Annotated in this window: 14 protein-coding genes; 8 read left to right on the top strand and 6 right to left on the bottom strand. The window is 70.0% G+C overall.

Annotated elements, in window-relative coordinates:
- Positions 1–319: 319 nt before the first annotated feature.
- The 4 genes from O0S08_RS13970 (at position 320) to O0S08_RS13955 (ending at position 4,573) form a co-directional block, all read left to right on the top strand.
- A complete protein-coding gene (locus tag O0S08_RS13970) occupies positions 320–1,321 on the top strand; it encodes a DUF2169 family type VI secretion system accessory protein (RefSeq protein WP_269039613.1) in 1,002 nt (333 codons plus the stop codon).
- Positions 1,322–1,642: 321 nt separating this feature from the next.
- Positions 1,643–2,692: a hypothetical protein gene (locus tag O0S08_RS13965; RefSeq protein ID WP_269039612.1), complete on the top strand. Its 1,050-nt coding sequence runs from the start codon at positions 1,643–1,645 to the stop codon at positions 2,690–2,692.
- Between the two features lie 7 nt (positions 2,693–2,699).
- Entirely contained in the window at positions 2,700–3,863 is a 1,164-nt protein-coding gene (locus tag O0S08_RS13960) for a DUF4150 domain-containing protein (protein WP_269039611.1), read from the top strand.
- Positions 3,839–4,573 carry an SMI1/KNR4 family protein gene (locus O0S08_RS13955; RefSeq protein ID WP_269039610.1) on the top strand — a complete coding sequence of 245 codons (735 nt, stop codon included), beginning with the start codon at positions 3,839–3,841 and terminating at the stop codon, positions 4,571–4,573. Before O0S08_RS13960 ends, O0S08_RS13955 begins: the two co-directional genes overlap by 25 nt.
- A 92-nt stretch (positions 4,574–4,665) precedes the next feature.
- On the opposite strand, the gene O0S08_RS13950 is transcribed toward O0S08_RS13955, so the two are convergent.
- Together O0S08_RS13950 and O0S08_RS13945 are read right to left on the bottom strand one after the other, a co-directional pair.
- Entirely contained in the window at positions 4,666–5,907 is a 1,242-nt protein-coding gene (locus O0S08_RS13950) for a cytochrome P450 (protein WP_269039609.1), read from the bottom strand.
- A gap of 292 nt (positions 5,908–6,199) precedes the next feature.
- Positions 6,200–7,477, bottom strand: a complete 1,278-nt coding sequence (locus O0S08_RS13945) for a cytochrome P450 (protein ID WP_269039608.1) — start codon at positions 7,475–7,477, stop codon at positions 6,200–6,202.
- 293 nt (positions 7,478–7,770) lie between these two features.
- Between O0S08_RS13945 and O0S08_RS13940 the strand changes: the two genes are divergently transcribed.
- The 4 genes from O0S08_RS13940 to O0S08_RS13925 all read left to right on the top strand — a co-directional run bounded on the left by O0S08_RS13940 (position 7,771) and on the right by O0S08_RS13925 (position 11,313).
- The gene (locus O0S08_RS13940; RefSeq protein WP_269039607.1) at positions 7,771–9,273 is read left to right on the top strand and encodes an FAD-binding protein; all 1,503 of its coding nucleotides are present in this window, start codon (positions 7,771–7,773) and stop codon (positions 9,271–9,273) included.
- Between the two features lie 89 nt (positions 9,274–9,362).
- On the top strand, positions 9,363–9,806 hold the full coding sequence (locus O0S08_RS13935) for a DUF7793 family protein (protein ID WP_269039606.1): 444 nt from the start codon (positions 9,363–9,365) through the stop codon (positions 9,804–9,806).
- 11 nt (positions 9,807–9,817) lie between these two features.
- Complete coding sequence (locus O0S08_RS13930) at positions 9,818–10,201, top strand: DUF7793 family protein (RefSeq protein ID WP_269039605.1); 384 nt, start codon at positions 9,818–9,820, stop codon at positions 10,199–10,201.
- Positions 10,198–11,313, top strand: coding sequence for a sensor histidine kinase (locus O0S08_RS13925; RefSeq protein ID WP_269039604.1), 1,116 nt, complete (start codon positions 10,198–10,200; stop codon positions 11,311–11,313). Before O0S08_RS13930 ends, O0S08_RS13925 begins: the two co-directional genes overlap by 4 nt.
- Positions 11,314–11,355: 42 nt before the next feature.
- Here O0S08_RS13925 and O0S08_RS13920 read toward each other — a convergent pair whose 3' ends face one another.
- The 4 genes from O0S08_RS13920 to O0S08_RS13905 form a co-directional block, all read right to left on the bottom strand.
- Positions 11,356–13,317, bottom strand: coding sequence for a hypothetical protein (locus O0S08_RS13920; RefSeq protein ID WP_269039603.1), 1,962 nt, complete (start codon positions 13,315–13,317; stop codon positions 11,356–11,358).
- A gap of 10 nt (positions 13,318–13,327) precedes the next feature.
- Positions 13,328–14,098 (bottom strand): outer membrane lipoprotein-sorting protein, encoded by a 771-nt coding sequence (locus tag O0S08_RS13915; protein WP_269039602.1) that lies wholly within the window; start codon positions 14,096–14,098, stop codon positions 13,328–13,330.
- 236 nt (positions 14,099–14,334) lie between these two features.
- Positions 14,335–17,049, bottom strand: coding sequence for an efflux RND transporter permease subunit (locus tag O0S08_RS13910; RefSeq protein WP_269039601.1), 2,715 nt, complete (start codon positions 17,047–17,049; stop codon positions 14,335–14,337).
- Positions 17,050–17,056: 7 nt separating this feature from the next.
- The gene (locus O0S08_RS13905) at positions 17,057–17,965 is read right to left on the bottom strand and encodes a branched-chain amino acid transaminase (RefSeq protein ID WP_269039600.1); all 909 of its coding nucleotides are present in this window, start codon (positions 17,963–17,965) and stop codon (positions 17,057–17,059) included.
- Positions 17,966–18,130: the final 165 nt, after the last annotated feature.

Raw genomic sequence — 18,130 nt, 5'->3', positions numbered from 1 at the left:
GGCTGTCCCCAAGGACAGGCCGGCGACGCGACTGTTGTCTGTCCCCGAGGACATGCCGGCCGCGGCCGCGCGGCGAATGAGATGTCCCTTGGGACATGTCGTTCGCCGACCAGGCCCCGCATCACCCGCGACATTACCCGCGTCGCCCGTAATGGGGATACCACGAACGGCGAACCGCGCACGCGCGCCCATTACGCGGACCTTCCTATCGACAGTCTCCGGCAGCCCCCCGCCGTCCGCCGCCGATCCCCCAGCCGTTCGCCGGCGCCGCGAGCGGACTCGCCCGCGCGCGCCGGAGCGGGCGTGCTACCCTGCCTGCATGTGGGCACTGGACAATCGCACCAGCTTCGCCGCGGGTCGCAATTGGACGCGCGACAAGGACGGGGTGCACTGGTGGATCGTCGCCGTCAAGGCGACCTTCGACGTGAACCACCAGGGCCGCGCGATCCTGGCCGACGTCCAGCCGCCGCCCGTCCTGGCCCCGGAGTATTTCGGCGATCCCGGCGCGTCCAGCCTGCGCCACGACTCCGACCTGCTCGCGCCCAAGCCCGGCACCGACGTGCTCGCCGTCGCCCACGCGCACGCCCCCGGCGGCCGACCGGCGCCGACCGTCCCCGTCAGCCTGCGCGTCGGCGCCCTGAGCAAGCAATTGCTGGTCCACGGCGAGCGCACCTACGATTCGCTGGGGGTCGGCCTGTCCGCGCCGCAGCGATTCATCACTCACCCCATTCGCTACGAATACGCGTTCGGCGGCTTCGATGCCGCCGATCCCGACCCGGCCAGGCAGCGGATGGACGCGCGCAACCCCGTCGGTCGCGGCTTCGTGCGAAAGTCGCTGTCCCGCGCCGGCCAGCCCGCGCACGCGGTCGAATATCCCGACGGCGATCCTGCCACCGTCGGCCCGGCGGGATTCGGCCCGATCGACCCGTCCTGGTCGCCGCGGCGCGAGCTCGCCGGCACCTACGACGCCCGCTGGGAGCAGACCCGGCGCCCGCTGCTGCCGGACGACTACGACCCCGAATTCGCCATGAGCGCGCCCACCGACCAGCGCGCCGACGGGCCCGTCCTCGGCGAGCGCGTCGAACTGCTCAACATGACCCCCGAGGGCACCTTCCGCGTCGAAGTCCCCCGAATCGCCCTCGCCTTCATCACCCGCTTCGGCGCGCGGCGCCAGGAGCAGCCCGCACGCCTGACCGCGCTGATCCTCGAGCCCGAGGAGCGCCGCCTCTCCCTCGTCTGGCAGAGCTGTCTGCGAGTGTCCGCGGTCGACGCCGACTACCTCGACGTCACGGAGATCCGCGAACACCGAGGTGCCGCGTGAACCTCCGCCGGTCCTTCCGTGAGCGCGAATGGTGCCGCACGAGCTGCCACCGCGAGCTCCTCGGCGCTCGAGCATCCGCCGGTCCTCCATCATCGCGGATGGTGCCGCATGAATCCTCGCCGCGAGCTCCCCACATTCGAAACCTCCGTCGGTCGCTCCGTCCGCGCGAAAGGTGCCGTATGAATTCTCGACGCGAGCTCCCCACATTCGAGACCTCGAACGCTCACTCCGTCCGCGCGAAAGGTGCCGCATGAATCCTCGCCGCGAGCTCTCCACTTTCGAAACCTCGATCGCTCACTCCGTCCGCGCGAAAGGTGCCGCATGAACCTCCGCCTCGAGGTCGTCGCCATCGGCGCTCGCACTCCACTCGGTCACGACGCCCCGAGCAGCGCCGCCGCAGTCCGGGCCGGCATCGCCCGCTGCAGTGAATACGCGTTCGCCACCCCGGATTGCGCCCCCCTGATCGCCGCCGCCGACGCGCGCATCGATCCCCTGCTCGAGGGCAACGCGCGGCTCGAACCGCTCCTCGCCAGCGCGCTCGCCGAGGTCGCGCGGGCCCTGGCGCACGGGGCCCCGCATCACGGCGCGAACCACCTCCTGCTCGCGCTCCCCGAGGCCCGTCCGGGTTTTGCCAGGCGCGAGGCCGGCGAGCTCGTCGGCCTCGCCCTCGCCTGCCTGCGTCGCCTCGGAGTCCACGCGGAAGTCCGGATCGCCGGCCACGGCCACGCCGGCGCGATCCAGGCCGTCGAGCAGGCCGCCCGCCTCGTCGCCGACGATCCGGACGCCCTGTGCTGGATCGCCGGCGTCGACAGCTGGCTGCACGCCGACACCCTCCTGTGGCTCGAGGATCAGCGGCGCTGCGCCCAGCCCGGGGTGCGCAGCGGCTTCATCCCCGGCGAGGCGGCCGGCTGCCTTGTCCTGGCGAGCACCGACCTGCGCCGGCGATTACGCCTCCCCGCGCTCGCAGTCGTACGCGGCGCCCGGACCGCGCGCGAATCACAGCTGCGCACCAGCGAGGCAGGCACCTTCGGCGTCGGCATCAGCGCCGCCGTCGAGGGCGCCGCGAGCGACCTGCGATTGCCCGACGAGCAGGTCGACGCCCTCTACAGCGACATCAACGGCGAGCGCTACCGCAGCGAGGAGTGGGGCTTCGTGGCGATGCGCACCGCCGCGGTGTGGAGGTCGCTGCAATACGAGGCCCCCGCCGATCGCTGGGGCGACGTCGGCGCCGCGTTCGCCCCGCTCGCGGCCATCCTCGGGGTGCAATCGTTCCGCCGCAATTACGCCCCCGGCCCGCGAGCGATGATCACCGCCGGCTCGGACGGCGGCCTGCGCGGAGCCCTGCTCCTTCAGCATCCCGTCGCCCGCTGAGGTCACGATGTCCAGCATCTCCGTCAACCCGCCGAAGACGCCCGTCACCACCGGCAGCAACGGCATCGCCACCGCCACGGTGCCCAACGTGTGCAAGATGCCGGGCCCGCCGGCCCCGTTCGTCCCGACCCCGCTGCCCAACATCGCCAAGTCGGGCAACTCGCCGAAGGATTTCTCGAAGAACGTGAAGTTCGACGGCTGCAAGGTCGCCATCAAGGGCGCCACCTTCACCTCCATCGGCGACATCGCCAGCAAGGCCACCGGCGGCGGCATCGTCTCCGCCAACGTCGAGGGCCCCGCGCGCTTCATCGGCCCGGGTTCGCTCGACGTCAAGGTCGAGGGCAAGAACGTCCACCTGCTCAGCGACCCGATGCTCAACAACTGCGGCCCGAGCGGCAGCCCCCCGAACGCCGCCACCCTGCTCGGCCTCGTCCAACCCACCGGCCTCGTCGCCCTCGTCGGCGACGAGCAATGCGCCCTCTGCCACAAGTCCCACGGCGACGCATCGAAGCTCGAAGAGACCGCCGACACCAAGGGCGATGCGAGCACCTTCCAGGCCGCGGCGAGGGCCGCCCGTGCGAAGAAGAAGCGAGTACCGGGTGCCATGCTGGGGGTCGTCCGTTGCCAGGATGGCCAGGTTTATGCTGCCAACTCGAGCCGCCAAAACGCGGACTTGCAGGCGGAGCTGCCCGGCGGGTGGCACGTACCTTCCACCGCTCAGTGGTTGAATTTTCGTCAGCTCGTCCCGCCAGAGAAGCTTCGCAAGTTCGATCGGGCGTGGCGCAGGATGACGACCAGGAACGCCGAATGGAACGCCCTCCTGCGACAAGAACATTGGGAGGCTGGCGCCGGCGAGCCCCACTATCCGCCTGGTTCGTGTGCTGCCCAGCAGGCAGTGGTGCTCGCATTGCTGCACGGCGCCCGACCTGTCGGTCTCACCGAAAGATGGTCCGCTGCCAACCCCAACGCAAAGGTCTTCGTCCACTTCCGCACGAGCCGGAAGGGCAACCTGAAGCAGGGGTGGTTCGGCGGGGAGCAGGCCGTTCCGCCGTGCGGCACCTGTCAGGTCATGTTGACCATGCTACTCTGTCCGGAAGACCGTCCGCCGCAATGCGAACACCAATCGCCCGGAGCCGGAGCGTGTAGATGCACCCCCGCGAAGACGAAATAGAGCGCCTCATAACCCGCCTCGTGCCGGACGCTCATCACGGGTGGATCGCTGCTACCCCCGAGGACATCGCCGCGATCGAGGCGAACGCCGGGCGTCCGCTGCCGCCGTTTTATCGCTGGTTCCTGACCAGGATGGGAAGGTACATGGGCGCCCTCGAATATGCATCCATCGACTTCTCGGTCGAACGGGTATTGCTGTGTTACCGCGAGGAGTTCGAGGAGCCGGACCCGCGGTACCTCCTGATCGGTTATCAGTGCGATCCCGTCGTTCCGATGCATATCTGGTACGATCTCGATCGCCCGAACCGCGGCGACGCACTCGTCGTGACTCGCGCCATCGGCGATACTCTCGTCCAGCACGACTTCGAGACCTTGCGTGAGATGCTCGCCTACAAGGCGATGCTCAATTACAGATTGCCGGCCTTGCAGGCTCGGTGCCGGGGCGAGTTCACCTGCGACGGACCCGGCGTGCGCGCGCGTCTGGAGCGGGCGATCGAAGCCTTGAAGTTCGAACAGCCCATTCCCACCGGCCCCTACTGCGGGATATTCGACCGCCCGGACGCTGCCATGGTCTGCCACGTGAGCCCTGACGGCGGCGAGGACGACGTCCTGTTCTTCAACCTCGGCGCCGACAGTCCAGGCAAGCTGCGGCGGATCCTCGGCGTCATCACCAAGGAGACTGGTTTGGACGTCGAAATCGACGAGCCTTAAAGTCCGCGCCCCACGCCTGCGAGTCCGGACCTCGGAGAACATGTCTCTCGGGACATGGAGTGCCCCAAAGCGTGCTCGCGTGCATCTCCGTCTCACGCCGCGCGCCGCACGAAGCGGAGCGGCAGCGATCGCAGGCCTCGCAGGCTCGTGTGGTCGTGCCAGGCCGGGCGAGCGTCCATGCGGGTGAATGCGGGCAGGCGGCGGATCAGCTCCGTGAACGCCACCCGGCCTTCCAGGCGCGACAGCGGCGCGCCCACGCAAAAATGAATGCCCTGGCCGAAGCCGAGGTGGCCGCGGGTGTCGCGGTGGATATCGAAGCGGTCGGGATCGGGGAACTGGGCCGGATCGCGGTTGGCCGCGCCCAGCAGAAGCACCACCAGGTTGCCTGCGGGGATCTGGGCCCCCGCGACCTCGACCTCGGCGGTCGTGCGGCGGAACAGCATCGTCGCCGGTCCTTCGTAGCGCAGCACCTCCTCGATGAAGTTGGGCACCAGCGCCGGGTCGTCGCGCAGCTCGGCCAGCGCCTCGGGGTGCTCGAGCAACAGGTGTGTGCCGGTGGCGATCAGGTTGGTCGTCGTCTCGTTGCCGGCGACCAGCAGCAGCAGCACCGCGCCGAGCACCTCCTCGGCGGTGAGCGCCTCCTCGCACTCGGCGCGGACCAGCTGGCTGATCAGATCGTCGCGCGGCTCCTGGCGTCGCGCCGCGATCATCTCCTGCATGTGGGCGAACAGCTCGCGCCGGCTCTCGATCAGCCGCACCGACTCGGCGGCGGCCCAGTCTCGCTGCTCGCGCGTCATCCGGCCCAGAGTGATCAGGTCGTCGCTCCAGCGCTTGAAGTCGGCTCCGCGGGCCGGGTCGACCCCGAGCATCTCCGCGATCACGGTCACCGGCAGCGGGATCGCCAGGTCGTCGACCACCTCGAACGTCTCGCGCTGCAGGATCGAGTCGATCAGCCGGCCGGCGATCTGCTGCACCCGCCCCTCGAGCTGCGTCATCGCCCGCGGCGTGAACGCGGCGCTGACCAGCTTGCGCAGCCGCGTGTGCTTGGGCGGATCGGAGTTGAACATGCTCGGCCCGCGCATGCGCTCGAGCTCCTGCCAGGTGCGCTCGTCGATGTGCGGCGGGCACAGGCGATCGAGCCCGGTGTCCGACGAGAACAGGTCGGGCCGCTTGAGGATCCTGCTCACCTCGGCGTGGCGCGTCACCGCCCACCACTGGTGGCGTTCGAGTCGGTGCACGGGCGCCGCCTCGCGCAGGCGGGCGAACAGCGGGTGCGGATCGTTCGCCGTCTCCGGCGAGAACAGGGCCATCGAGATGTCCATGGAGGGTTCCACGCGCCCGAGGGTACGAGCCGCGATCCCCGCGGCAACGCGGCCGCGCTTGCGAGCCCGCCCTCGTTTCCTCCCGCGCTCACCTGGGCTCGATGCGCAGCTCCTGCGCACGCAGCGTCGCCGCGCCCGCCGCCGCGAGGCTTCGCGCGCGCCGGCCCCGCCTGCCTCACGGCAGCGGCGCCGGCAGACGCGAACACCGGTCCCCCGGCCTCTGCCGCCTTCGAGACATGCCCTCACGAGCATGTCCTAATGAACATGCCCTCAAAGACATGCCCTCACGAGCATGTCCGAACCTTCACCCGCGGACCGCCGGCACCGCCGCGGGCGTGCGGAAGAACAGGCTCGGCAGGTAGCTGCGGCGCGCGCCTTCGGCGAGGCGGAGGTCGGGCAGCGCGGCGCGCAGGGCCTGCATGCCGGCGCGGACCTCGAGGCGGGCCAGACTGGCGCCGAGGCAGCTGTGGATGCCCCAGCCGAAGCCGAGGTGGCGGTTGCCGTTGGGGCGGGTGAGGTCGAAGCGCAGCGGGTCGGGGAACACGCGCGCGTCGTAGTTGGCGGCGCCGAAGAACGTCATCACCATCGCGCCGGCGGGGATCTCCACCCCGCCGACGGTGGTGTTGCGGGTCGTGTGGCGCGGCTCCATCTGCACCGACGCGTGCATCCGCAGCGTCTCCTCGGTCGCGGCCTGGAGCAGCGCAGCGTCGTCGCCGACGCGCCGCCACAGCTCCGGCTCGTCGAGCAGCGCGAACAGCAGCGAGCCCATCAGGCTGGCCGCAGTCTCGTAGCCGGCGAACAGCAGCACGACGAGGTGCGAGATCATCTCCTCCGTCGTCAACATGTCCGAGCCCTCGCGCGCGCGCAGGAGCGCCGAGATCAGGTCGTCGGCGGGCTGCTTGCGGCGCTCGGCGATCAGATCCGCGTAGTAGCGCTGGTAGGCGAGGAAGCCGTCGGCCGCGGCCATCTTGGTCGCCTGGTCGAGGGCCGGGTCGAACAATTTGAACCAGTCGTCTTGCCACGCCTTCAGCTGCGGCATGTCCTCGTAGGGCACGCCGACCAGCGCCGCGATCACCCGCATCGGCAGCTTGAACGTGAAGTCGTGCATCAGCTCGAGTTCGTCCGGGCCGCTGGCGAGCTCGCCCGCCAGCTCGCTCGCGAACCGGCGGATCTGCGGCTCCATCGCCGCCACGCTCGCCGGCGTGAACGCCTTCGAGAACAGCAGCCGCGCGCGCGTGTGCGACGGCGGGTCGTTGTTGAACAGCCCGGGCGGCAGCGGGAACGTGCCCTGCTCCAGCCGCGCCAGCAGCTCCGGCGTGAACGGCACCACCGGCTCGAGCAGGCGCGCCGACGAGAACAGCACCGGGTCGCGCAGCACGTGCATCACCTCGGCGTGGCTCGTCACCAGGTAGGCGTAGAACGCCCGGCTGTAGGCCACCGGCGCGCGCGCGTGAGCCTCGACGTAGAAGCTGCGGGCCGGGTCCTCCTGGTACGCGGGCGAGAACGGCTGGAACAAGTCGCCGACGGCGAGGCGCTCGGCCTCGGGAGCGGGCGACGGGGACACGCTGGCGTCGTCGGTCATCGCCTCCAGCGGTACCAGACTCGGCCGCCGGCGAGCAAATCGGCGGCCTCGTGCGCACGAACGCCCGTGCATGTGCAAGACGCCCGCGTCCGCCGAGTCCGACGGGAGACCGGGCGGCCCCCGGGCGGACAGATGACCGTGGACTTAAGAACATGTCCTTCGAGACATGTATTGTGAATAGCCGCTATCGCGGCTGTGCTCCCTAATGAGACAGTGGCCCACACGACGCGCCGCAGACAGCGCGCTCAGGGCTCTGATACCGTCGTTCCGACGCGGCGACGTATGCGCCGCGCGTGGACTTGAGCAGTCTCGAGGAGTTTTTTCAGATGACGATTCATAGCACCCGACGAGCCTTTCTTCGCGGCGGCGCCGCCGCCGTCCCCGTCCTCGCCTTCAGCCCGTCGGCGCAAGCCTGGCTGTCGTGCTCCGACGAGGCCGCCGATGCGATCGAGATCCCCGGCCTCGACGGCGAGCTCTTGACGGCCCCGGCCGACCGCGCCGCCGCGGCCGACGACTGGGGTCACATCGTCAGCGAGACCCCGCTCGCGGTGCTCGTGCCGGCCTCGATCGACGACATTCGCAAGGCCGTCAAGTTCTGCAAGAAGCACTGCATCAAGGTCGGGCCGATGAGCATGGTCGGCAACAGCCACAGCACGCAGGGTCAGTCGCAGGCCAAGTGCGGGCTCGTGATCGACATGTCGGGGCTGTCGGAGATCCACGCCATCAACGCCGGCGACGCGGTGGTCGACGCCGGCGTGCGGTGGTTCGAGCTGCTGCAGCAGACCCTGCCGCTCGGCAAGAGCCCGCCCGTGCTCACCGACCACATCGACCTCAGCGTCGGCGGCACGCTCTCGGTCGGCGGCATCGGCGGTCAGACCCCGCAGCACGGGCTGCAGGCCGACAACGCGCTCGAGCTGTGGGTGGTCACCGGCGACGGCGACCTCGAGGTGTGCTCGCCCAGCCACAACGCGATCCTGTTCAACAGCGTGCGCGGCGGCCTCGGCCAGTTCGGCATCATCGTCAAGGCGCGCGTCAAGCTGATCGCGGTCAAGCCGCTGGCGCGCCACTACACCGCCGTCTACGCCGACGTGGCCACCCTGCTCGCCGACCAGGTCGCGCTGATGAACGAGGGCCGGTTCGACTACGTGGAGGGCCTCGGCTTCCCGCAGCCCGACGACAGCTACGTGATCACGATCGAGTGCGTCAAATACTTCGACGCCGGCTCGCCGCCCGACGACGCGGCGATGCTCGCCGGGCTCAACTTCATCCCCGGCACCGAGGCGGTCGACACCCTGCCGCTCTACGACTTCTACGACCGCCTGGCGCCGATCGTCGCCTTCACCAAGATCACCGGCGAGTGGTACCTGCCCCACCCGCTGACCGACTTCTTCCTGCCGCTCTCCGAGGCCGCGGACTTCATCGAGTCGACCCTCGCCGAGACCCCCGCGATCGACATCGGCTACGGCCCGGTGCTCATCTATCCGTTCCCGAAGGCCAAGGTGACCGCGCCGTTCATCCCGCTGCCGAAGGAGCCGGTGACCGTGCTGTTCTCGCTGCTGCGCTGGGCGTCCTCGGCCGATCCTGCGGTCGCGGCGGACCTTGTGGCGAAGAACCGCGCGGTGTACGAGGGCGTGCGAGAGATCGGCGGCAAGCGCTACTCGATCGGCAGCGTCGAGCTCTCCTTCGCCGACTGGATCCTCCACTACGGCACCCGCTGGCCGCAGTTCCTGGCCCGCAAGTTGATCTTCGATCCCAAGAACACCCTGACTCCGGGCCAGGGCATCTTCCCTTGGTGAGCGCGAACTCGGCGCCGCGCGCGGCGTCGCCCACGGCGCCCCTCACGGTGCACCCAACGCGCGGCCGGTCCGCTATCCTGGCCGCGCGCATGAGCGAGTCGTTCATCCCCAGCGACGCCCGCGGCGTCATCGACACCCGCACCGAGCGGCTGTGGCTCCACCCGGACGGCTACGTGATCGCAGAGGTGAAACCCGGGCTGGTCGCCGACCTCGACGACGCGATCGTCAACGTCGCGGCGGTGGCCAAGCTGGCCGCGGGCAAGCCGCGGCCGCTGCTGCTCGACATGCGGGCCCACGCCAGCTCGGCCACCCGCGAGTGCCGCGATTACTACGCCGGCTCCGAGGCCCAGCGGGTCAACCTCGCGGCCGCCATGCTGGTCCGCTCGAACGTCAGCCGCGTGATCGGCAACTTCTTCCTCGGCCTCAACAAGACCCGCTTCCCGTTCCGCCTGTTCGCCGACGTCGACGAGGCCATCGCCTGGCTGCGCACCTTCATCACCGAGGATCCCAGCGAGCCGGGCGACCGGTCGTAGAGACGAGGCCCATGGAGCTGCGAGAGATCGTCACCCGCACCGAACGGATCTGGATCGCGGACGGGATCGTGCACTGCGTGGTGCTGCCGACGGCGACGCACACGCTGGAGGACGCCCACGAGAACTCCCGCGCCGTCGACGAGCTGGCCGAGGGCCGCAGGCTGCCGATGCTGCTCGACACCCGGGCCTCGCGCGGCCTCGATCGCGAGGCCCGCCTCTACTACGTCCGCCCCGAGGCCGCCGAGCGGCTGGCTGCGCTGGCGATGCTGATCGACTCGCAGATCGGCCGCATGTTCGGCAGCTTCTACACCAACGTCCACAGGCCGCCGTTCCCGCTGCGCCTGTTCAACTCCGAGGGCGACGCGCTCGTCTGGCTCAAAGAGCAGGTGGTGTGAGCGAGTCCTCCGGCCAGCCGCCCGGGCGCGACCCTGCCCCGGAGCCCGTGGACAAGCGCATCGCCGCGCTGCTGCGGGCCGCGGTCGCGCTCGCGCCCGACGCCGCCGCGTTCGCCAGCGACCCGCGGGCGGCCGCCGAGACCGCGCTGTCGGTGGTGGCCTCCGAGCTGGCCGCCCTGCGCGCCTATCGCGAGCGGACCGAGCGGCAGATGGAGGAGCTGTTCAACACCATCACCTCGTTCGCGGCGCTGGACTACGACCGCCGCGCGCTGGTCCACGACGACAACGACGAGCTCATCAACGCCATGGCGATCGGCCTCAACATGATGGGCGAGGAGCTGTCGCACACGATGAAGGCGCTGGTGGCCGCGCGCGACGAGGCGCTGGCCGCCAGCCGGGCCAAGAGCGCCTTCCTGGCCAACATCAGCCACGAGCTGCGGACCCCGCTCAACGCCATCATCGGCTACGCCGAGATCATCCGCGAGGACCTGGTCGCGGCCGGTCAGGACGCGCTGACCCTCGACGTCGACCGCCTGCAGATCGCCTCGCGCCACCTCCTCAACCTCATCCAGGACGTCCTCGACCTCGCGCGCATCGAGGCCGGCCGCGTCGACGTGCGCCTCGAGCCGATCGACCTGCGCACCCTGCTGCAGGAGCTGCAGACCACCCTGGCGCCCTCGGTCAAGGACGCGGGCAACGTGCTGCACGCCCGCATCGAGCTCGAGCGCTCGCAGATCCACACCGACCCGCTGCGGCTGCAGCAGATCCTGCTCAACATCCTCGGCAACGCCAACAAGTTCACCGTCGGCGGCGACATCACCCTGTCGGCCCGCGACCACGTCGAGCGGGGCTGCGACTTCGTCGAGATCACCGTCGCCGACACCGGCATCGGCATCCCCGCCGACAAGCTCGAGGCGATCTTCGACGCCTTCACCCAGGTCGACGACACCTCCACGCGCCGGTTCGGCGGCACCGGCCTCGGCCTCGCCATCAGCCGCCGCCTGTGCGACCTGCTCGGCGGCTCGATCACCGTCGCCAGCGAGCTGCGCCGCGGCTCGACCTTCCGCGTGCGCCTGCCCGTCGCCGGCCCGCTACCGCGTCGACCAGCCTGACAGGACATGTCCCATCAGGCATGTCCCATCAGACATATCCTGCTAGAACGAGCCGATCACCTTGAAGTAGACGATCGACGAGCCGGTCGCCCGCTGGCCGAAGTAGGTCTTGTCGCCGCCGAGCAGGGCGAAGCTGCCGAGCTCGAAGTTGACGTAGCCCCACGGCGGGGCGAACAGCAGCGCCGGCGCGATCACGCCCGAGGGGCCCTTGCCCTTGGGGTTGTTGTTGGGCAGGTCGACCATGCCGAACGCGCGGAACACCAGCTTGCGGCCGAAGAAGATCAGGTCGGTGCCGCCGAGGATGTAGTTGCCGATGTGGCCGGCGCCGAACTCGTTGATCATGCCGCGCAGGTACTGCGCCTGCACGTACACGTGCTTGCCGAAGGTGTAGTCGAACCCGGCGGTGGCTTTGAGGAACGGCTGCTTCTTGATCGCCGGGCCGGCGATGAAGGCCTCCGGGTTGGCCATGTCGTCGTTCGGGGTGACGTCGACGCCGCCGCCGGGCAGCGGCGGCAGGTCGATGTGGAACTGCTTGGCCTCGGGGATGATGAGGGCCGCCTCGCCCCACAGGCCCATGTTGCCGAGGAACGGCACCTGGGTGGCGAAGTCGAGGCCGATGACCTGCATCTTCGGGTAGATGAGGCGCACGTCGGAGCGGAACCAGTAGCCGTCGGGCGGGTCCGTCGGGTCGTTGAGCGCGTGCACCTGCGTCGTCGTGGCCTCGACCGGCAGCGGGATGTCGTGGCGGCCGTAGTAGTACGACGCGCTGATGTCGACCTCGCCCAGGCGCGAGCCCATCTTGAACGCGAACTGGCCGTTGGTGAACTTGTTCTCGGGCATCTCGACGTGCCCGAACACCCGCGGGACCAGCTTGGGGTTCTTCGGCAGGTAGTCTTCCTGCAGGTACGTGATCTTCGCCAGCTCGCGGTCGTTGGCGAACGGCGTCTCGGCGTACGGGTCCTTCAGGCCGGCGGCCGCCGACGGGGGCAGCAGCGCCGGGAAGAACAGCGGGATGTAGACGCCCTGGAAGTACAGCTTGTCGCGGTCGCGCAGCGGCGAGTAGTCGATGACCGCCATCTGGTTGGCGATCGGCTCGGTGAACAGCGGCCGGTCCTCGAGGTCGTCGGCGTTGATGTTGTTGGTCGGGTTGAACTTGTCGGCGGTGCCCCACACGACGATCTGGCGCCCGACCTTGATGTCGAGGCCCGGGGCGATGTCGGTGAGGGCGACGTAGGCCGCGCGGCTCTCGAGGTGGAACCGCTGGATGTACACCTGCGACGCCAGGTCGTCGAGCTCGCGCGATTGGTTGGTGCCCATCAGCACCGGGTCGACCTCGCCGACCACCTGCACGTGCTTGTTCGGCGTGTACGCGAAGTAGAACTCGACGCGGTTCTCGTTACGGCTGATCTTGCGCGGCTCGGCGCGGTCGACGTCGTAGTGGAGGCTGCTGATGATGCGGAAGCGCGTGTGCAGCTTGCCGCCGGTCTTGTTCAGGATCTGCTCGCTCGGGCTCTGCAGCTTCTGCTTGCCCGCCGGCGCGTCCACCTGCTTGTCGGTCGGCGCCGGCGTGGTGGTCGTCACCGTCGTCGTCGGCCCGGTCGACGCGCCGGCCGGCTGCGAGCCGCCGCCGCCGAACACGTCGTCGAGCTCGAGGTCGCGCGCAGTGGTCGTGCCCGCCGGCTCGCTGCCCCTCGCCGGCGCCTCGGACGAGCCGGTGTCGGCGCCGGCGCCGAACACGTCGTCCATCGACAGCTCGCCGCCCGCGGCCGGCTTCGCGGCCGGCTTCGCGGCCTCGGGCGGCTTCTGAGCCTCGGGCGGCTTCGCGGGCGCGCCGGTGCCGAACACGTCGTCGACCGAGACGTCCGTGTTCGGCTTCGCGGCCTTGGCCGGACCCGACTTGTTCGGGACCCCCTCGGGGCCTTGATATTCGCGATCGGCGGGCGTCTGGGTGACGGCCCAGAGCGCCCACTGCAGACCCAGGATGCTTACGCCGGCGGTAGACAACACGCGAGGATCACCCGCGCATCAGCGTGCGGCGGGAGAACAGATCGTCGGAGACAGGGGTCTTCACGTCGATCTCGGACAGGTTGATGACGGTCTCGTCGCCCGTCTTGAGGTTCTTCATGCGGATCTTGGTCGGGATCTGGGTGCCCTCGAACGGCGTCCACGCCTCGCGCACCTGGGTGCGGGTGTGCTTGCCGGCGGAGTCGAAGTAGTGGATCCGGGTGACGCCGCCGACCTTCGAGTCGATGAAGATCTCGAGCTTGCTGAAGGACGTGTTCTGGCCTGCCTTCGGCTTCAGCACCAGCTTGGTCTCGTCGCCGGTCTTGCCGATGAGCTCGGCGTCGAACGACGGCGAGAGCTTGGCGAGCACCATGTCCTCGGGCGTGAACTCGCTGCCGAGGAAGCCCTGGTTCTGCATGTGGGCCGCGACGCGGCGCACCTTCTGGAACTCGGGGCTGTACATGTAAATCGTGTCGCGGTCCTCCATGAGGATCTTCATGCCCGCGACGTCACCAGGGGCGGTGAAGTTGATGAACTGCTTCTCCAGCCCCTTCATCGACATCTTGAAGACCATGGTCTGGCGGAGGTTTCCGCTCTTGAAGATCTCCATCGACGCCGTATAGGTCTGATCGGGGAACTTCGCGGCGCGCTCGTCGGCGACCTTCAGAATCGCAGCACCCTTGCTGAACGCGTCTTCGGCGGCGCTCACTGCCTGCGGGGCGACCATCACGGTCGCGGGCAACACGAGGGCCGAGGCGAGGAGGAAGGTGACTGACTTCATGGCTTCGAGCTCCGGAGTGTATCAGGGGGACAGATGGCGCGCGCCGCCACGCCGGGCGACCGCACGCGGCGCGTTGGACGACCGGTCTCGTCGACTATTCTGTCCAAGCCGCGCCATGACACCCAGTTGTGGGCGATAAGGACGGAAGGCGCCGCCGGCGAGCATGGCTTTTCGCGTCGGTCCGGTGATCCGGATCACAGGAGTCACTCCGCGGCCTCTGCGTCCGTGCTGCGCACCTATTTGCGCACCCCAGGGCGAGCCAGCCACGGCGCGAACCAACACGCGCCGAGGGCCGCGCCCACCAGCGCGATCGCCAGGCCGAGGCCGAGGTCCCGCAGCGGCGCCATCTCGGACGCGAGCAGCACGAGGAACGCCGCCGCCAGCTGCAACGCCGAGATCAGCGTCACCACGCCGATGTCGTCGACAGCTCGCGCCCCGGCGTCGGCGCTCGTGTAGTTGCGCGCGCGGAAGTTGAGGTGGATCGCAAAGTCGACGCCGGCGCCGACGGCGATGCAGGAGATCATGCTGGTGCCGACGCTGATCGGCATGCCGAGCAGGCCGAAGATCCCCATCGTCACGCACAGGCACCACACCGCCGGCACCAGCGCGAGCATCTGCCGCGCCAGCAGCAGCGTCAGCGCCAGGCCCACCAGCGACACGCCCGTAGAGGTGAACAGGCTGCGCGTGACGCTCTCCGCGAACGCGGCGCCGATCACGGGCTGTCCCGTGAGACGTGTCCTGAAGGCCAGGCCGCGACCCTCGCCGTCGGCCACGCGCCACTCGTCGTCGTCGAGCTCGGACAGCGCGCCCTTCACCGAGGCGCAGGTCGGGCCGGGCGCGTCGGCCGGCGCCTGCAGCGGGAGGTCGAGCGCGCCGCAGCGGGCCTCGACCTGGAAGCGCACCAGCGCGTCGTCGACCCACGGCCCGAGGTGCTTGGCGACGAAGCCGATGCCCTCGGGGTCCTTGGCCGCCAGCGTCGGCAGCTTGCCGCGCAGCAGCGCCTCGAGCTCGGCGCCGCGCGGGGTGACGAGGCTGGCCGGATCGATGGCGTCGATCTCCTCGCGCGGCACGCCCTCGACCGGGCTGTCCTCGGAGTCGAGGGCGCGGTCGCGGACCTCCGTCAGCGCGGTCAGCAGCGCCGGCGACGGCGCGCTGGCCGGTGAGGCCTGCAACAGCTTGTCGGCGTCGACGGGCCGGCCGAGCAGCCGCGACAGCCGCTGCCCGACCTCCTGCACCTGGACCGCGCGAACCTTCGCATCGGTGGTCGGCGCGATGACGAAGCCGCCGGACGCGTGGCGCTCGAACAGCGCCCGCACCGCGTCGGCGACGACCACCTGCTGATCGCCCGACATCGGCGCCAGCTTGATGTGGATCAGCGCGCCCGCGGTGTCGTCGGTGACCAGCTGCGCGACCGCGGGGTGACCCTGCAGCAGCGCGAACACCCGCGACGCGCGCCCCGGGGTCTCGGGCACGCCGCGGCGGCCGCCGAGCGCCTCGTTGAGCAGCGCGTGCGGCTCGACGATCGAGCGCACGTCGACCACGCCCTCGATCGCCCGCACCTGCTCGGCGATGTCGCGGATCTCCCGCAGCGCGGTCGGCTCGGCCAGCGCCTTACGATCCGTGTCGCCGCGCTGGGCCGCCTCGACCGCGACCTGCAAGTACGTCGAGCCGCCGAAGTGGTCGTCGAAGAACCGGTTCGAGCGCATCGGCTCGCTGTCCTCCGAGAACACCTTGGTCGGATCGGCGTCGGCCCGCAGCGTCGACGACACCGCCGCGCCCACCAGCGCCAGCAGCATCAGCAGCCACAGGCGCGGGCGCATCCGCAGCGGCATCGACCGCTCGGTCCGCGGCGGCATTAACCTGTCCGGAAGGACAGACATGATCGCCGGCAGCACCACCAGCGCCAGCGCCAGCAGCACCAGCACGCCGATGCCCGCGGTCACGCCGAACCGCTGCATCGGCACCTGCGGCATCATCGTCAGGGCGAAGAACGACACCGCGGTGGTCAGGCCGCTGAGCAGCACCGGCAGCCACAGCTCGCGCAGGGTCGCGCTGGCGCGCTCGCGGCTGGTGCCGGTCTGGCGCTGGTAGCCGGCCAGCATGTGCACGCCGAAGGCGCCGCCGAGCGCGACCATCAGCACCGGCATCGAGCTGCTGACGATCGTCAGCGGCTCGCCGATCACGCCGTGGGCGCCGAGCACCAGGCCGACGCCCAGGCCGGTGAGCACGAGGTTGATCCCGGCCGCGACGACGCTGCCGAGCAGCACCGCCGAGACCAGCACGAGCACGCCAATCACGATCGGCGACAGCTTGTCGAGGTCGGCGCGGCTGGCGGTCGCCGCCACGTCTTCGATGAAGGGCGCGCCGCCGAGGTGGCTCTCGCCCTTCCAGCCCCTGCCCAGCGCTTCGCGGATCTCCCGGATCGTCGCCGTGCGCGCGTCGGCGGCCGCGGCCCGATCCTCGTGGTGCATCAAGAACACCATCAGGGCCGCCGCTCGACCGTCCTTGGAGATCATGGTGCCGACGGCGTCGGTCGAGCCGAGCACCTTCTCGCGGATCTTCGCCGGGTCGCGCAGCGCCTCGGGCACCAGCTCGGCGATCTCGAGCCCGTCGTCGGTGACGCGCGGGTCGGGCAGATCGGCGAACGACAGCACCATGCGCACGCCGTCCTTGCGCGCGATCTCGCGGCCGAGCTCGCGCACCTCGTCGACCCGCTCCGGGGCCAGCAGGTCGCCGTCGGGCCGGGTCAGGCCGACGAGGCCGACCTCGAGCACGCCGAAGCGCTTGGCGACCTCGCGGAACACGACCACGTCGGGGTGGTCGGGCGGCAGGAACGCGAGCACGTCGTTGTCCTCGCGGATGTTGCGAAAGCCGGGCAGGATCAGCGCCGCCACGACGACGGCGAGCGCGAGGACGATCCAGCGGGCGCGGACGAACGGGTGATCGCGCATCGTCGGCTCACGCCCAGACGGGGGTCAGCCAGCCGCGCCGCGCATCGACGCGACCGCGGACCACGTTGTTGAAGTGCTCGGTGAGGCGGGCTGTGATGGGCCCGATCCCGCCGTCGCCGATCGTGCGCCGGTCGCACGAGCGCACCGGCTGGATCTGCGCCCCCGTGCCGCACAGGAACAGCTCGTCGGCGACGTACAGCTCGGTCCGGCCGATCACCCGCTCGACGACCTTGAGCCCGAGGTCCTCGGTCGCCAGGGCGATGAGCGAGCGGCGGGTGATGCCGTCGAGGTTGTCCTCGGTGCTGGGCGGCGTGTACAGCACGCCGTCGCGGATGATGAACACGTGCTCGGCGCTGCCCTCCGAGACCTTGCCGTACTCGGTCAGGAAGATCGCCTCGTCGTAGCCGTTGTCGTGGGCCTCGCGCCGGGCCAGGGCGCTGTTGAGGTACAGGCCGGTCGCCTTGGTCCGCGCCGGGATCGCGTTGTCGGTCGCGCGCCGCCACGACGACACGCACACGTCGATCGCGTCCTTCTCCATGTAGCGCTGCAGCGGCAGGCAGTAGATCGCCAGCACGCTGTCCTCCTCGCGCATCACCGGCGCCAGCTTGGTCGAGCCGTTCAGCACCAGCGGCCGCACGTAGACGTCGTGGTGAACCTCGTTGCGGCGCAGCAGCTCGCCGACGATCTCGCAGGTCTCGGCGTGATCGCCCGGCAGTCGCATGTGCAGCACCCGCGCCGAGTGCATCAGGCGGGTGATGTGATCACCGACGCGGAACAGGTTGATCTGCCGCCCGTCGGCGGCGAGGTAGCCGCGGATCCCCCCGAAACAGCCGAGACCATAATTCAGCGCGCGCGAGCGCACGCTGATGACCGCCTCGGCGTCGTCGACGAACTTGCCATCGAAGTAGGTGATCATGCGGCGCGGAGGATGCCAGAGGTCTCCCGCGGCTCGCCACTGCGCAGCCGCCTGCTCGCTACCCGCGCTCCGCGGGTGCAGGCGCGAGCCAGCTCACGGAGCCGCGACGCCCGCAGCGCAGAAACATGTCTTTTGAGACATCTTCGGCCCGGCGCTCGCTGCACA

The organism is Nannocystis punicea, assembly GCF_026965555.1.
In the GTDB taxonomy this organism is placed as follows: domain Bacteria; phylum Myxococcota_A; class Polyangia; order Nannocystales; family Nannocystaceae; genus Nannocystis; species Nannocystis punicea.
This window is presented reverse-complemented; position numbering and strand designations above follow the sequence as displayed.

Excerpts from the sequence above, each read along its gene's own strand:
- O0S08_RS13970 (WP_269039613.1), top strand. The coding sequence starts at position 320 with ATGTGGGCACTGGACAATCGCACCAGCTTCGCCGCGGGTCGCAATTGG.
- O0S08_RS13965 (WP_269039612.1), top strand. The coding sequence starts at position 1,643 with ATGAACCTCCGCCTCGAGGTCGTCGCCATCGGCGCTCGCACTCCACTC.
- O0S08_RS13960 (WP_269039611.1), top strand. The coding sequence starts at position 2,700 with ATGTCCAGCATCTCCGTCAACCCGCCGAAGACGCCCGTCACCACCGGC.
- O0S08_RS13955 (WP_269039610.1), top strand. The coding sequence starts at position 3,839 with ATGCACCCCCGCGAAGACGAAATAGAGCGCCTCATAACCCGCCTCGTG.
- O0S08_RS13945 (WP_269039608.1), bottom strand. The coding sequence starts at position 7,477 with ATGACCGACGACGCCAGCGTGTCCCCGTCGCCCGCTCCCGAGGCCGAG.
- O0S08_RS13935 (WP_269039606.1), top strand. The coding sequence starts at position 9,363 with ATGAGCGAGTCGTTCATCCCCAGCGACGCCCGCGGCGTCATCGACACC.
- O0S08_RS13930 (WP_269039605.1), top strand. The coding sequence starts at position 9,818 with ATGGAGCTGCGAGAGATCGTCACCCGCACCGAACGGATCTGGATCGCG.
- O0S08_RS13915 (WP_269039602.1), bottom strand. The coding sequence starts at position 14,098 with ATGAAGTCAGTCACCTTCCTCCTCGCCTCGGCCCTCGTGTTGCCCGCG.
- O0S08_RS13910 (WP_269039601.1), bottom strand. The coding sequence starts at position 17,049 with ATGCGCGATCACCCGTTCGTCCGCGCCCGCTGGATCGTCCTCGCGCTC.
- O0S08_RS13905 (WP_269039600.1), bottom strand. The coding sequence starts at position 17,965 with ATGATCACCTACTTCGATGGCAAGTTCGTCGACGACGCCGAGGCGGTC.